The organism is Gilliamella sp. App4-10 (assembly GCF_001690495.1).
Lineage (GTDB): Bacteria > Pseudomonadota > Gammaproteobacteria > Enterobacterales > Orbaceae > Gilliamella > Gilliamella apicola_G.
Genome location: NZ_LZGS01000046.1, coordinates 67,825 through 84,435, shown reverse-complemented (window position 1 = coordinate 84,435; position 16,611 = coordinate 67,825). Strand labels below are relative to the sequence as shown.

13 protein-coding genes are annotated in these 16,611 nt (G+C 34.6%); 5 read left to right on the top strand and 8 right to left on the bottom strand.

Features of this window, described 5'->3' with window-relative positions:
• Positions 1-45 precede the first annotated feature (45 nt).
• The 4 genes from fdhD (at position 46) to A9G23_RS09820 (ending at position 4,330) form a co-directional block, all read left to right on the top strand.
• Positions 46-852 carry a formate dehydrogenase accessory sulfurtransferase FdhD gene (gene fdhD, locus A9G23_RS09835; RefSeq protein WP_065587439.1) on the top strand — a complete coding sequence of 269 codons (807 nt, stop codon included), beginning with the start codon at positions 46-48 and terminating at the stop codon, positions 850-852.
• Positions 853-1,139: 287 nt separating this feature from the next.
• Complete coding sequence (locus tag A9G23_RS09830) at positions 1,140-1,958, top strand: purine-nucleoside phosphorylase (RefSeq protein ID WP_065587438.1); 819 nt, start codon at positions 1,140-1,142, stop codon at positions 1,956-1,958.
• 57 nt (positions 1,959-2,015) lie between these two features.
• Positions 2,016-3,254 (top strand): nucleoside permease, encoded by a 1,239-nt coding sequence (locus A9G23_RS09825; RefSeq protein ID WP_065587437.1) that lies wholly within the window; start codon positions 2,016-2,018, stop codon positions 3,252-3,254.
• A 146-nt stretch (positions 3,255-3,400) separates the two neighbouring features.
• Entirely contained in the window at positions 3,401-4,330 is a 930-nt protein-coding gene (locus A9G23_RS09820; RefSeq protein WP_065587436.1) for an EamA family transporter, read from the top strand.
• Between the two features lie 111 nt (positions 4,331-4,441).
• Here A9G23_RS09820 and dsdC read toward each other — a convergent pair whose 3' ends face one another.
• Positions 4,442-5,386 (bottom strand): DNA-binding transcriptional regulator DsdC, encoded by a 945-nt coding sequence (dsdC, locus tag A9G23_RS09815; protein ID WP_065587435.1) that lies wholly within the window; start codon positions 5,384-5,386, stop codon positions 4,442-4,444.
• 1,201 nt (positions 5,387-6,587) lie between these two features.
• Here dsdC and A9G23_RS09810 point away from each other — a divergent pair.
• Positions 6,588-7,064 (top strand): hypothetical protein, encoded by a 477-nt coding sequence (locus tag A9G23_RS09810; RefSeq protein ID WP_065587434.1) that lies wholly within the window; start codon positions 6,588-6,590, stop codon positions 7,062-7,064.
• Positions 7,065-7,187: 123 nt separating this feature from the next.
• Here the strand turns inward: A9G23_RS09810 and amtB are convergent, their stop codons facing one another.
• The 7 genes from amtB to modF form a co-directional block, all read right to left on the bottom strand.
• Entirely contained in the window at positions 7,188-8,468 is a 1,281-nt protein-coding gene (gene amtB / locus A9G23_RS09805) for an ammonium transporter AmtB (protein ID WP_065587433.1), read from the bottom strand.
• A gap of 21 nt (positions 8,469-8,489) precedes the next feature.
• Positions 8,490-8,828: a P-II family nitrogen regulator gene (gene glnK, locus A9G23_RS09800; protein WP_065587432.1), complete on the bottom strand. Its 339-nt coding sequence runs from the start codon at positions 8,826-8,828 to the stop codon at positions 8,490-8,492.
• Positions 8,829-9,094: 266 nt separating this feature from the next.
• A complete protein-coding gene (gene dgt, locus A9G23_RS09795) occupies positions 9,095-10,582 on the bottom strand; it encodes a dGTPase (protein WP_065587431.1) in 1,488 nt (495 codons plus the stop codon).
• Between the two features lie 41 nt (positions 10,583-10,623).
• Positions 10,624-11,700 (bottom strand): 5-(carboxyamino)imidazole ribonucleotide synthase, encoded by a 1,077-nt coding sequence (gene purK / locus A9G23_RS09790; RefSeq protein WP_065587430.1) that lies wholly within the window; start codon positions 11,698-11,700, stop codon positions 10,624-10,626.
• A gap of 1 nt (position 11,701) precedes the next feature.
• Complete coding sequence (gene purE, locus A9G23_RS09785) at positions 11,702-12,202, bottom strand: 5-(carboxyamino)imidazole ribonucleotide mutase (RefSeq protein ID WP_065587429.1); 501 nt, start codon at positions 12,200-12,202, stop codon at positions 11,702-11,704.
• 534 nt (positions 12,203-12,736) lie between these two features.
• Complete coding sequence (uvrB, locus tag A9G23_RS09775) at positions 12,737-14,743, bottom strand: excinuclease ABC subunit UvrB (protein ID WP_065587428.1); 2,007 nt, start codon at positions 14,741-14,743, stop codon at positions 12,737-12,739.
• A 380-nt stretch (positions 14,744-15,123) separates the two neighbouring features.
• Positions 15,124-16,596 carry a molybdate ABC transporter ATP-binding protein ModF gene (gene modF / locus A9G23_RS09770; protein ID WP_065587427.1) on the bottom strand — a complete coding sequence of 491 codons (1,473 nt, stop codon included), beginning with the start codon at positions 16,594-16,596 and terminating at the stop codon, positions 15,124-15,126.
• Positions 16,597-16,611 lie beyond the last annotated feature (15 nt).

Genomic DNA, 16,611 nt, shown 5'->3' with positions numbered 1-16,611 from the left:
GTAGTTAGTAGTCTTAATTATAACCCAACTAACAAGAGACAAAACATGGCGATCGGTATTGAATCAATTCTAGTACGCAAATTTAAAAACAGTGAAATGCAAAGATCTCAACCTGATGTACTAGCTATCGAAAAGCCAGTTGCGTTAATTTATAACGGTATTTCGCATGTCGTGATGATGGCAACCCCCAAAGATTTGCACTATTTTGCAATGGGATTTTCGTTAACTGAAAATATTATTCAATCGGTTAATGATATTTATGGCATTGATATTATTGATACCCCAAAAGGTATAGAAGTACAAATTGAACTTTCGTCGCGACGCTTTAGTGAACTGAAAGAAAAGCGCCGTAATTTAACTGGGCGTACAGGTTGCGGTATTTGTGGCACTGAGCAGATAGAGCAAGTTTACCAAGTCCCCCCCACTTTGCCACGAATAAATCAAATTAAATTAGCAGATTTTAGTGGCAGTTTAAATGACTTATCGCAAGTTCAACAAGTCGGTCAACAAACGGGTTGCACACATGCGGCTGTGTGGCTAGATCTGAAAGGCCAATTTATGGCGGGGTTTGAAGATATCGGCCGGCATGTCGCGCTAGATAAATTGCTTGGTTTTAGAGCCATGCAATTACCTAACAATCCTAACTATCAACATGGTGTGGTCTTGGTTTCAAGCCGAGCTAGCTACGAAATGGTGCAAAAAACGGCCAAGTGTGGTGTGGAATTTTTGTTAGCGGTTTCGGCTGCAACTTCAATGGCCGTTGATTTGGCTAAACAGTGTCATTTAACTTTATTGGGATTTTTTAGAGGTGATAAAGGGGTAATCTATTCTGGTGATGATCGCCTAGCTTAATGACGATTTTAGTATTAACCCATATTGATGGATCAAATTAATTTTTATCTTAATAAGTTGAATAATAAAAATAAAAAAACTCACTATTTAATTCACTCTAAGATATCGCAATTCGTATCTTTCTTTATTAAGCGAAAATCTTCATAATATACATCACACAGCAGAAATTACTTTTTTTAATTATTTTATAAGTTTATTGTCTAACTGAACTAATTAATCGGTTCAAACTGTTTATTTATTCATTCTATTTTACTTTATAACATTTAATTTTTTGAAAGGATACTATCATGCATCAAACTTCTGATATTCAACAAGCCGTTAACTATATTCAAAAACACACAGACAAAAAACCCACTATTGGGATTATTCTAGGTTCAGGCTTAGGACCTTTTGCCGATACACTTAAAGATGCGGTTCACATCCCTTATGACACAATACCACATTTTGCCAAATCAGCAGCAGTAGGCCATGCTAATGAATTAGTCATTGGCAAATGTGGTGATAAAACCATCGTAGCAATGAAAGGACGCTTTCACTATTATGAAGGATTTTCATTAGATCAAGTTACTTTTCCTGTTCGTGTGATGAAAATGCTTGGTGTTGAAAAATTAATTATCACTAATGCATGTGGTGCAGTCAATACCAGTTTTAAACCGGGTGATTTAATGCTCATTACCGATCACATTAACCTTACTGCTAACAACCCGCTCATTGGACCAAATAATCCTGATTTAGGTGTGCGTTTTTTAGATGTGAGTGAGCTTTATAACAAGCAATTACGCTCAACAGTCCTTGATGTAGCTAAAGAACTTAATATTAACTTACAACAAGGTGTTTATGCGTGGTGGACAGGTCCAACTTATGAAACCCCTGCCGAAATTAGAATGATTCGCGTTTTAGGTGCCGATGCAGTGGGTATGTCAACCGTACCGGAAGCAATCATAGCTCACCATTCAGGCATTAAAACCATTGGCATTTCGTGCTTAACCAATATGGCTTGTGGAATTTTAGATCAACCATTAGGGCACGAAGAGGTCATTGAAACGGCAGAACGCGTTAAAGCAACCTTTTTACAACTTATTACAAAAACGATTGAACGCTTTTAAGTGATACTTTTATATTTGGTTTTCTATAAAAAGTTCACTTTATTTTAGGAATAAACAATGGACATACAAAATAGATTAAAAATAATGATGTTTTTCCAATATTTTATTTGGGGAAGTTGGCTTGCCACTTTTGGTGCTTATTTATTTAATACTTTACACTTTTCAGGTTTTGAAGTATCGATGATTTTTAGCACGAAAGGTTTAGCGGCATTAATTACGCCATTTATTATTGGCATTATTGCCGATAAATTTTTACAAGCTAAATATCTTTATCTATTTTGCCATTCGGTTTGTGCTATTGCGCTTTTTTATGCTGCATCAATTAACAATTCAGCCATTTTATTTTGGGTAATGTTAGGCAATGCACTAGCATTTATGCCGACTATTGCATTATCTAATTCAATTAGTTATCACTGCTTAGATAAATATAATTTAGATACTGTCACTGTCTTTCCTAAAATACGAGTATTTGGTACAGTAGGCTTTATTATCGCAATGTGGACTGTTAGCTTATGCAAATTCGAGTTGAGCAATGCTCAACTCTATATTGCTTGTGCAGCCTCGATTTTACTTGTGATTTATAGCGCGACATTACCCAATATTGCTGTATCTAAAAGTCAAAAACAATCTTGGATTTCTTATTTAGGGTTAGATGCTTTTGTGTTATTCAAAAAACCGGTAATGGCTGTATTTTTTCTTTTTTCTATGTTACTTGGCGCAATATTACAAATCACCAATACTTTCGGTGGCGCTTTCTTGCATGATTTTGGTAAAATTTCAGAATTTAAAGATAGTTTAATTGTACAATACCCAGCTATCTTATTATCTGTTTCACAAATGGCTGAAGTTGCCTTTATCTTGACTATCCCATTTTTCCTCAAAAAATTTGGCATAAAAAAAGTCATCATGATAAGCTTAATTGCTTGGACACTTAGATTTGGTTTATTTGCATTTGGCGATCCAACACCTTTTGGTTTTGTGCTGCTAATACTTTCAATGATCGTCTATGGGTGCGCATTTGACTTCTTTAATATTTCAGGCTCAATTTTTATTGAAAAAGAAGTCAGTTCAGATATTCGAGCTAGCGCTCAAGGACTATTTATGACAATGGTTAATGGTATTGGTGCTTATTTTGGTTCAATTTTAAGTGGTATTGTTGTTGATATGTGTACGCACGATGGCAACAAAGATTGGCAAACAATTTGGTTAATTTTTGCTTTATATGCACTTGTGTTAGGCATTGTTTTTTATTACTCATTTAATTATGACCATACTAAAAGCAAATCTGCCGCATAATCACTTATCCGTTTTGATTCGTTTTTTAATTTAACTTGTTAAAAAGTCTCAGTGGTCGTTTGAAATACACCTCCCTGAAGACTTTTGTTGTATTTTTGTGTCGATAATTTTCGACAATGTTATTTTTAGTGTGACGAGATTTTGATATGAAAGATAATTTTTTAGGTGGTTTTCTGGTTTTTCTAGGCGCATGCAGCTTTGGAGTGCTATCTTCAATTGTAAAAACAGCTTATAAAGCGGGCTATACATTAGGCGAAGTCACGGGTATCCAGTGCTTTTTAGGTATGCTAATGTTGTGGAGTATCCACTTTATTGTTAAAGCTGTACACAAACCCAAAGTATCTGTATCAACTAACACTCCATTAGCAACATCGACAATTCAACGTCCTGAATCAACAAAGAAATGGAAGGTTTGTGCCGTTGGTCTCTTTCCTGGATTAGTAGGTATTTGTTATTATCAATGCGTTCAGTTAGTACCTGCATCAATTGCGATTATTTTATTAATGCAATATTTGTGGATCAGCATTATTATTGATTTTGTTATTTTCAAAAATAAACCTACCATTATCCAAATTGCAACAGTAATTGTGATTATTTTGGGTAGTAGCTTAGCGGCAGGCATGTTTAACCAAGATATTAGTTTAAATTTAAAAGGTTGCTTTTTTGGCTTTTTAGCTGCACTGATGTATTCGCTCTTTATTAGTACTAGCAGCAATATTGGTAATGAATTACCTAAACTTGAAAAAAGTGCTTTAATGATTACTGGCGCATGTTTTGTTACTTTTTTGATTTTTCCTCCTTTGTTTTTCTTCAAACTTGATATTAGCGATAAACTGTATCAATTAGGATTTTTGTTAGCACTACTTGGAACGGTGTTGCCACCTTTTTTATTTTCGGTCGGGATTCCTAAAATCGGTATTTCATTAAGTGCGATTCTTTCGGCTGCTGAACTACCTGTTGCAGTAACCTGTTCATTTTTTTATTTGCATGAATCGGTCTATTTTAACCAATGGATTGGAGTGATCATCATACTGCTAGCAATTACTTTACCTAACTTAAAAAATATAAAAAAATGAGTTAGTTCTAGATTAGAAGGTGGGAATAATCCTGCCTTTTATTGTATTTTTAGTGATTTCAATTCAAATTTAATTGCTATTTGTTTTCAATCCAATATAAATTCCTTTAGTTCATTGGAAGTAATGTTTTAACCATTGAATAAAAATATCGGCTTTCGGGTTATGCTTGCCTTTTGATTTGCAAATATAATAACGTTTTGAACACGGCGCTTCCATTTCGGCAAATGGTGTTACTAATTGTTCTGATTTTAGATACTTGCCAATAACTTGCTTTCTCCCCATGGCAAGCCCCACATGGTTAATCGCAGCCGCAACTGCATAATCAAAACGATCAAAAAAGATATTTTGCAGTATGTTAAAGTCATAACTTAAGGAATAATAATTCCCCCAATTGTTCCATTCATCAAAGTTAGAATCGTAGCCATTATTTTGATTGTCATGTAATAAAACGCAGTGTTTTAAATTATCGACGTTATTATATAAATTATGCTGCTCTGCATAATAAGGGCTACAAACTGGTACGATTGTTTCATCCATTAGGTGATCACAACTAAGATCACCATTATCAAGATCATTATAATATATGGCTAAATCAATACGATGTTGATTAAAATTGATAACTTTGTTTCCGGATAAGACATTTAACGAAATGAAGGGATATTGTCTTGCAAATTGTGATAATTTTGGAATTAACCACGCTTGTGTAAAAGCCGAACTTGAATAAATGGTTAATTGATTTGAGAGTTCTTGATTTTTAATTTCTAATATTTCTTGATTCAAACTATTAAACGATTTTTTAACTACATTAAATAAATTCTTACCATCGTGAGTGAGTTCAATGCGCCGATGAAACCGTTTAAAAAGTTTAATATCGAGCTCTTCTTCTAATTTATTAATTTGATGACTCACTGCACTAGGGCTTATACAAAGCTCTTCTGCGGCTAATGCGAATGATAAATGACGTGCTACTGATTCGAAGGTATATAATTTTGCTAATTGATAACGATTAATAATGCGATTTTTATTTAAAAACTTAAATTTGGTCCCATAGTACATTATTTACTCTCCCTGGCGCGCCTTAAAAAATAATAGATAATCTAAGACACTCAAACTTACATCTCCAAACAAATTTATTGTTCTATCTGTTTAAAATTTAACATTCTTGAGCTATGTCACATTTTTGAATCAATCTAGTTCATCTTAAGGTCAATATTAATCATTTGTCAAATACTTAACAAAAACTTCTAATAACGTTGGTATTTTGATTTAATAATAATGTGAAGTAAAACATTATCTGTTATTTAAAACCATAAAAGACATCTGAATTTTTTAATTGGTTTATTTTTATAAAGTATTTACTTCACTTTAATTGATACAGATAGTTATTGGGGTTTATTTGGTAAAATTGCAAAAGAGAAGTAATGATGCTTAAAGGTATTGAAAAGCTAGTCTATCATCACCATATCTATAAACATCTTGTAAACCTTTAACCAACATTGCTAATGTTTAGCCCAAAAATAAGTGATTTTATAAATTTTACTATTTTTAAAACATTAGCAATAAAAAAATAAAAATTATTGTGATAGATTCCTCATCTTTACCTTGTATGTATTTATGAGATTTCAGGAAGAATCTTTAACAAAAAAATTATTTCTAACAACATTATTGACCTCCCCAAAATAAATGTATCATTAAAAAATAATGAATATTCTGAAATGACATCAAGTTACTATTTATAAATCCGTCATTCACTATTGAAATTTTTTAGTCAAGCATTAAGTAAAAGTTTTTTGTAGTATTGATTAATCTCCCATGATTAAAATTTAAACATGGTTTATAAGTAAATAAGACAATTTATTATAGTCTAACCAAGGAAAATGATTAAATATTTTATATTATTAGTGTATTACACAGTATGTTCAAATTGTCTTCCCATTTGGTATCGCTTACCAGTAGTAATAATAAAGAAGACAATAATAAGTATCTAGCTGTTTGCAAAAATACAATAGTTTATTGCGTTTTTGCCAAGCAGAAGTTGTTACTAATGGTGTTTTATTTTTTAAGTTTTTGTGCTTTGAAAATTTAAATCCATTAATTTGAACAACGAACAGAAAATAAAATTAAATATCTTAACTATTTATTTTAACATTAAAGCTTTATGTTAACCTGAAACATCTTTACATAGAAAAGTAACAATCGCTTTTCGTTATTAAAGGTCTTGTTATCTTTTTATCTTAATTAAAAAGGAAGTTACAGAATGAAGACATATAAAAAACCTTTATTTACCTTAGTACATAGTAATAATTCAATACCTGAACATAGAACACTGGCTTATTTGGATCCTACTTTAAATTATTATACCGATCATATCGACGAAATTATTGCCTTACGTGTTAAAGAGCTTAAATTACATCATTCTGAATATAGGGAATATCACGATAATAATAGAGGCAATAATAAAGGAGGTTTTTCTTTTGTTTTTCGAGAGATATTTGAATCAGAACATCATAAAAAACAAATTGGCATACTGAAAGATGAACTCGCTATTGCCAAAGAATCTAATAAAGTAAAGGAATTACTAAATACTCGAATAAAAGCAATTGCTAATGTTTATCCTGAATTGCAGTTTAATTTTAATGATATGCAAGTTTTACCGACTAAAGTAAAAGAGTACCTTTTTGCTCCACCTTTAATCTTAACTGAAGATAATGCGATTATGCTTTGGGATGATTAAAAAAATATTTACTTAACAATAATTAATAAAAGCCATAATTTACAGGGTTCTTCCCTGTAAATTATATTTCATTTCAATCATTTTTATGTGTAAAAGTTAATTAATAACAATTTTACTTAGTGATTAACTATTAAATGCACTTTCGCCGTGACTGTTAATATCTAAGCCTTCTCGCTCATGCTCCTCTGAAACACGCAAGCCAACACAAAGATCTGCAATTTTATAAGCAACAAAAGAAATAACTGCTGTCCAAATTACACACGTTATAATGCTCATTAATTGAATCCCGACTTGGCTTATCATAATAATGCCTTCGGCATAACCAATACCACCTAATGATTTTGATGCAAATATGCCGGTTAAAATACAGCCCACAATGCCACATACACCATGTACGCCAAATACATCACAGGTATCATCAACTTGTAGAATTCTTTTGAGTGTTGATACCCCCCAGACACCAGCAAAACCACAAATAAGCCCAATTAACATAGCTCCACCTACACCAACAAAGCCTGCTGCGGGTGTTACGCCAACTAACCCTGCTATTACACCTGATGCTGAACCTAGGCATGATGGTTTGCCTCGTAAAACCCATTCAGCTAATGTCCAAGCTAAAACCGCAGCAGATGTTGCTGCAATAGTATTAATAAAGGCTAAACCTGCAATTTCATCAGCATGCGTTGATGATCCTGCGTTAAAACCAAACCAACCAATATAAAGAATTGCTGCGCCAAGATAGACATAAGGTAAGTTAAATGGTTTTAGTGGCTCACGGTTATAACCAAGACGATTTTTAATTAAATAAGCACCGACAATTCCAGCAATTGCCGCATTAATATGCACAACCGTACCACCAGCAAAATCAAGCGCACCTTCATCGCCCAAAATTCCGCCCCCCCATACCATGTGTGCCATGGGAATGTACGAAAATGTAAACCATAACGCCATAAAGCTTAATACAGCTGAAAAGCGCATTCTTTCTGCGAAGGCACCTAGAATTAAGCAACAGGTAATACAAGCAAATGATCCCTGAAATGCCACCCAAATGAGTTCATAGATCGATCCCGACACATCCTTAATACCAATACCCATTAATAGGAGGTGGTTAAAGTTGCCATAAAACCAGTTACCTTCACCAAAAGTAAGTGAATAACCATAAACAATCCATAACACAGTTATGAGCGAAAAGGTGACAAGGACTTGAGATAACATCGATAACACGTTTTTGGAACGTAATAAACCGCCATAAAACAGAGCAATACCAGGCACAGACATAAAAAGTACTAAGGCAGTACAGATCATCATAAATCCATTATCGGCTTTATCAACTATGCCGGCTTCATCAGCAAAAGCAGAACTTGAAAATAAAATAGCTAAAGAAAAAATAAATTTTTTCAACATAACGATATCCTTGACAGTAAGTTACAGTGCTGTGTCATCGATTTCTCCAGTACGTATACGTACTACATGCTCAATTGTAGAGACAAAAATTTTACCATCGCCAATTTTGCCCGTATGTGCTGCTTTAGCCACGGTACTAATGACTTCGTCAAGCTGATCGTCACTAATGGCTAAGTCAATTTTAACTTTAGGTAGAAAATTGACATTATATTCGGCGCCACGATATAGCTCTGCATGGCCTTTTTGTCGTCCAAAACCTTTGACTTCGGTAACGGTTAATCCAGTGATACCTATGTCGGATAAAGCTTCTCGAACTTCTTCTAATTTGAACGGTTTTATAACTACGGTGACTAGTTTCATCAATCGCTCCTAATAAATATGAGATTACAAAATAAATGATGCAAAGAGCATGCCAAAAAATAACTTGTATTAAATGGAGTTATTGAAGCAAAATTTATAAAAGAAAATAGAAGGCAGTTGCTCTAAAAATTTAGGCTTAGTCGTATAGTTTGTCTAAATAAAAATATTAGTAATTAAGATTTTTTTGAATATATGATTATCTTATAGTGCACTAATATGGTGCTAATGCGTATTATTAGTGCCAGCTATTAATCAATTTCTACGAGTTAGAATGTCACCATTAGCTTGCGATATTCGTCATAAGCAAAGTGATCAGTCATCCCGCTAATATAATCTTGTAATAAGCGACACCGGTAATAAAATTCCTTGCAATCATAATCTGTGTTATCTTTATGCAGTTTGCTAATTGCTTGTTTATAAGCGACACAATGCTTTGATGATAATTTATGATATAAGCGCGTTTCAATGAGATAATCTTTGTGATATTCATCTCCAACCAACTTTAAAAAGTCATCAGATGACATATCAAGCAGTGGGCTATAAATATCGAGCAATCCGCTAATAATTCGGTATCCTTGCAGTTCAATATTTTCGATCGACTCATGATTAAATATATGCTTAGATCCCACTGTTTTAAAAATATTGAGTAATTTATATTCGGCACCATGATCTTCAAGTAAGGCATGATCAAAATCCCCGTCATAAATTTCTTCAATATTTTCAATAAATCGTTCGGCTGCGTGCGGTACCAGCTTGCCAATGGTATTGACGCGTAAGTACATAAAAAATTGATCGATGCCGATTGCATTGTATTCATTTTCCTCTAGTTTTTTGTAAGAGTCATTGACAACAGTATCAAACAGATCACCTTTTGTAATCGGTCCCCATTCCTCAGCTAAATATGAGTAAAGCTGTTTTGCGGTTAAGATTTTCTTTTCAACCGCATCTTCAAGATCGGCAATACAGTATGAGATATCATCGGCAGCCTCCATAATGTAAGTTAATGGATAACGATGAAATGGTTTGATATCAAGTTGTTTATAAAGTTCTTTAATAAATGGTTCTTCTGATAAATAATAGCCCGGTTTTTTCATTAAATAAGAAAATTTAACTGGCACCGGCTTAGACCAATAAGCTGGTCTAGAATATTTCAGAATCGAGGCAATTTGTGAATAAGTTAAATTGAGGCGTAATATAGTATGCACTAAACGAATTGCTTGGGCGTTACCTTCAAAATTTGATAAATCTTGGCGAATTTTGGTTTTAAGTTCTTTTATTTGGTCATCATCGTTATCATTGCTTTCAAGCACTGGATAAACTGTCGATTTGCCAAGACCTAAGCGTTGTGTAAACCATTTATTAATAGCGGTTTCACCAAAATGACCAAACGGCGGATTACCTATATCGTGCATTAAACAGGCCATTTCAACTAAGCTTTCAATCACCATTATACAATTATCAAGCCCATATTCTTCTAATTTTCCAGCTTTGCCTAGGCCGCTGTTGATTTCTTTGACAATGTAACGGCCCACTTGTTGTACTTCCATAGAATGAGTTAGTCTTGTTCTGACCACAGAATTACGTTCTAATGGGAAAACTTGCGTTTTTTGTTGTAGGCGACGAATGGCGGCTGAGTTTATGATGCGTCCACGATCGCTTTCAAAACAACATACTATTGAGTACTCATCAGATGGGGGGTCACGCTGTTTGCTAGCATAACGTTGATAATTGATTTTTTGATTAAAGTTGATCATAGCTCCATCCTTAATTTAATCACCTGAATTGATTTAGGCTCTTAAATCGTTAATTTTTGTTTTGCCCATTCAATACTTTTTTGATAATCATTAGGTAATAGCGGTACTAAATCCTCTAATGCTTCTAACAGTTTATTTGATTGGTTATGAGTTAAATTTAAATGCCCTACTTTGCGCCCTACTCTAACTTCTTTTTCATACCAATGTAGATGAACTAAATTAATAGATAGCCAATTAAGATTTAATTCTGTACCAATTAAGTTGACCATAATCGATGGCGCAAAGACATCAGGCTTAGGGAGTGGTAATCCTAATATTGCACGTAGATGCAATTCAAATTGGCTTATCGAAGCACCATTTTGCGTCCAATGCCCGCTATTATGTACACGAGGAGCAAGTTCGTTGATCAATAACTCTTCACCAACAATAAAGCACTCCATTGCCATTACGCCAATATAATTTAATTTATGCATGATGGCAGATAGCATTTGCTCAGCTTTTATTTGTAATGAAGGGGATTCGTTCGGTCGTACAACACTTATTTTTAATATACCATCTTGGTGGAAGTTATTAGTAAGTGGATAAAATACTGTTTCACCTTTTGCATTACGCGCACCCACTAATGACATCTCTTTCTCAAATGGAATGGCCTGTTCAACAATGGCGTTTTGATAGATTTCATCAGGTACAATTATTGGGTTATTCATAACAATACGCCATTGCCCTCGTCCGTCATACCCACCCGTTCTGCGTTTAACAATTAATAGATCACCCAGCTCACCAAATAACTTTGGCCAATCTTGGGGATGATTAAGCGCAAACCATTTAGCTGTAGGTAAGCCAAATTCATCAAACAGCTGTTTTTGAGTTAAACGGTCAGCAATAAGTGGAAAAACATCCCGATTGATAAAATGGGGATGCTTGGCTAAAATCTGTGTAAATGGGGTATCAGACCATCGTTCAATTTCAGCTGTTATTACCGACTGTTGATATGGAATAACTGTCGGATCGACATCCTGTCCAACTGGATAGACCTTAATACCTAATGGTTCACCAGCTTGCTTAAGCATTCGCCCTAATTGGCCGTTCCCCAGTACACAAACAGATTGAAGTTTCATGTTATGCATTCACTCTTGGATCAGGCTGATTTAATACCTCATCAGTTTGAGTTAATCGCCATGTTGATAAGCGTTGATAAATATCTCTATCATGTAAAGCAAGAATCTGCGCAGCAAGTAATGCCGCGTTAGCTGCGCCAGACTTACCGATTGCTAAACAACCAACCGGAATCCCTTTCGGCATTTGAACGATAGAATAGAGACTATCTATGCCATTTAGTGCGGCACTTTGCACGGGAACACCTAACACGGGAACTAATGTTTTAGCAGCTAACATGCCAGGTAGATGAGCTGCACCACCCGCACCAGCTATGATTACCTCAAAACCTTTTGGCTTAGCATCTTCAGCAAAGCGAAATAACTTATCGGGGGTACGGTGAGCAGAAACGATTTCAACATGATAGGGAATAATCAATGCATCAAGAATATCGGCAGCATATTGCATGGTAGCCCAATCAGTCTTAGAACCCATGACAATCGCAATTTTAGGTTGAGTGTGCATGACAAATGTTTGAACAATTAAAATAGGATGTGTGTAAAGTATACACCAAAAATGAGTTAATTGGGATAGTAAGGATTTTACCTCTTGCCACTAAATACGCCTGATACGAGTGATATAATTATAAAAATACCGCCGAATAGTACCGGCGGTAATGGAAAAGTTAAGCTTTTATTGCAGCCTCGATTTGAATGTCGATATAGGTTCCTTTTTCATTAACCTTGCTTATACTACACAACCTACTGGTTTAGTGTCTTATACCAACCCTCCATTTTATTCTTTGCTCATTGCAGTAAAGACACTTTTATTGATTAAAAATAACGTTGCATCCAATACGCGATTTATTGCTGTTAGCGCTAGCCAATATTTTGCCGATTTCAGCTAATGCACTTTTGGTTTATATACAAGTATCATTTTTAAGATCAGCAAGATCATAGGCGTAATAAATGACATTATTATGAATCACAGCTTCAGGCCACCGATCATCTAGATCAATTTGTATTATTGTCATCATATTTTCCTTATTTAGATGCGTCATTAAGATACTTTAATAAAATCCGCACGCAATTTTTTTATTTCATCACGTAGTACACCCGCTTTTTCAAACTCCAGATTTTGAGCCGCTTCATACATCATTGCTTCAAGTTCTTTCACTTTTGCCTGTACGTCTTTAATAGAGACATAATGATAAGGTTTACCGGGTTCAAATGCTTGTACTTTAGCTGTTGATTTCTTGGTACTTAAACCTGCCTCTAGTACGTCTTTAATTTCTTTACGTACTGATTTTGGTGTGATGCCATGTGCTGTATTAAAATCTTCCTGTTTTTTACGACGACGAGCAGTTTCCTCAATTGTTTTTTGCATAGCTGGAGTAATTCTATCAGCATATAATATTGCTTTACCATTCACGTTTCGAGCTGCACGCCCTACCGTTTGGATAAGGGAGCTTTCGGAACGCAAAAAACCTTCGCGATCCGCATCTAATATTGCTATTAACGAAACTTCAGGTATATCTAAACCTTCTCGCAATAGGTTTATTCCCACTAGCACATCCACTTTACCTAAACGTAGATCGCGAATGATTTCCATACGTTCGACCGTGTTGATATCTGAATGTAAATATTTAACATTGACATCATGTTCTGACAAATAATCGGTTAAATTTTCTGCCATACGTTTAGTTAGTGTGGTCACCAAAACGCGTTCGTCGTTGTTAATCCGAATTTTGATTTCGGATAATAGATCATCAACCTGTGTCGAAACGGGTCGAACTTCGATAATGGGGTCCAATAACCCTGTAGGTCTAACGACTTGTTCAATAATTTCGCTACCTGATTTTTCAATTTCGTATTTAGCTGGTGTTGCCGATACATAAATGGTTTGTGGCATGATGTTTTCAAATTCTGAAAACTTTAAAGGCCTGTTATCTAGCGCTGATGGTAAACGAAAACCATATTCGACCAAATTAAGTTTTCTCGAACGATCGCCATTATACATAGCCCCTATTTGCGGAATAGCTACATGCGATTCATCAATAAACAACAAGCCATCAGCAGGTAAATAATCAAATAATGTTGCTGGTGGGTCACCCGGCTTACGCTGAGCTAAAAAGCGGGAATAGTTTTCGATGCCAGAGCAATACCCCAACTCGGTCATCATTTCGATATCAAATAATGTTCGCTGAGTTAAACGTTGTTCCTCTAGTAGCCGATTGTTATCTAACAACACTTTTTGACGCTCTTTAAGCTCTTGTTTAATTTGTGCAATAGCATTTTCCATAATGTTTCTTGGCGTTACATAGTGCGTTTTTGGATAAATTGTTATTCGCGATACTTCATTTATGCTATTGCCTGTAAGTGGATCGAACATAACAATACGATCGACTTCGTCATCAAATAACTCTACGCGCACTGCCAGTTCATCTGAATCAGCAGGAAAGATGTCTATTACATCGCCACGAACACGAAACGTACCACGACTAAAGTTGATTTCATTACGTGTGTATTGCAATTCGGCCAAGCGAGTTAAAATTGACCGCTGATCGGTGATAGTGCCTTTTGTTAGGTGCAATATCATCGACATATAGGTTTCTGGTGCACCTAGACCATAAATTGCCGATACCGAAGCAACGATCACCACATCACGTCGTTCGAGTAACGATTTAGTGGCTGAAAGGCGCATCTGCTCTATATGCTCATTGATTGAAGCATCTTTTTCAATAAATGTATCGGTTGAAGGTACATAAGATTCAGGTTGATAGTAATCGTAATAAGATACGAAATACTCAACCGCATTTTTAGGGAAAAAGGCCTTCATTTCGCCATATAACTGAGCGGCCAACGTTTTATTGGGCGCTAAAATAATTGTTGGACGATTATGCTTAGCAATAACGTTTGCCATGGTAAATGTTTTACCCGATCCCGTTACACCCAACAATGTTTGATGAGCAATCCCATCTTCAATATTTTGATTAATTTTTCTTATTGCTTCAGGTTGATCACCAGCTGGCTTGAATTCGGAACATAATTTAAATTTTTTCATCACATCACAACCTAATATTTTACCTATTAATAAAAATTATCCCCAAAAGGACTTGACCTTTTAAAATCTTCTATTTTTCGTTCTATTAACTTTCTTGTTTATAAAAAAGGTAACTAATTTACAACTTGATTTATGATAACTAGTTGATAAAAAACAAAAAATATATTCATGGTTAAGTTACAGTCAAATTAAGAAAAATCCTGATGCTTACTGAGGTTAGCGCTTTTTTCAATAAACTACTCACAGAGTTATCCACAGGCAACGGGGATAACTTCATAAGTATAGTCTTTATAAACTTTTTTCAATTATCAAGATAAATTTTCAAAAAAAAATCCCTTTTCTTTTAATGTTTATTCCTATTTTTAACCTAAGTTTTAATAGGTTTAACTAATTGTTTCACTTAGCTGTTCAATTTTGTATTGATAGCTATGATCGAAGTTGGGAACAAAAGTTAATCGGTGAGTGATACATTTTGGCGCATCTTCTGCGTGATGGGACACAAATAGCAACTGCGTGTTCCCTTCACTAATTAAACGATCTATCCAACGTTTTACTAATTCTCGATTAAGATAATCAAGCCCTTGTAAGGGTTCATCTAAAATAAGCAGAGTCGGATGTTTGACCAAAGCTCTAGCAATTAAGACTAATCGTTGTTGTCCCCAAGAAAGTGATTGAAACGGTTTATCTGCTAGCGCTTTTAATCCTAATAATTGTAACCATTCATCAGCCAATTTGGCTTGTTTATCACTGGTCGCCTGATAGATACCAATCGAATCAAAATAACCAGATAATAATACAGTTTTAACACTAGAACTAACTCTATAATCTAAATGTAAGCTACTACTGACATAACCAATATGACGCTTAATATCCCAGATTGTTTCACCAGAACCACGTTTACGTCCAAATAAAGTCAGATCATTGCTATATCCTTGTGGATGATCACCGGTAATTAAATTTAATAGCGTCGATTTACCTGCACCATTAGGCCCAACAATTTGCCAATTTTGTTGAGCTTTTACTTGCCAAGTTAATCCATTAATAATTGCTTTATCACCATAATGAACATAGCCATTGTTTAATATGACACGATCTAATTGCTCAGTTAATTGAGTTGGTGGTTCGTCAGCTTCTGGTAATGGTAGATTGGGAATATTTTCCAAATCAGTTAATTGCTTAACTGTTGTATCGTTTAATATTGTGTCCTTTGTATCAATTTTCAATAGTTGACAATCGGCTAGTATGCCAATATTTTCGATAAAAGTAGGAATTTCACTAAATCGATTTAAAACAAGAATAATAGTAATACCTTGCTTAGCAAGATCAGATAGTATTTCGGCTAAATTTTCACGTGACGCTATATCTAAACCATCAAAGGGCTCATCTAATATCAGAAGCTCTGGCTGCTGCATCAAGACTCGACAGATTAAGACTTTACGTGTTTCACCAGTTGAAAGATATTTAAAACGTTTGGTTAATAGATGTTCTATCCCAAATTGTGTTGCTAATTGTTGACAACGTGCTTGATTAAAGGTATTTTCTTGAATGATTTGCTGAGTAGTTAATCCAGTATCATTCTCGCCTTTGCTTAGCAAATCAGTATTATTACGTTTCCATTCATCATCAAACAGTTTTTGTAATTGTTCAAACGATATATGAGCTGTAGATTTAAATTGATTGATTACTTTGCCTGATAATAATGTTTGTTCACCGCTCAATGCTTTAACTAATAGGGATTTACCACTACCATTACGCCCCACAAACGCAATATTGCTGCCTTGATTGATTGTCAGCGATTCAATGGTAAAAACTTGGTAGTCACTAATTTTAAAATGTGCGTTTTCTATTTGTAGCATGATAACCTCATATTG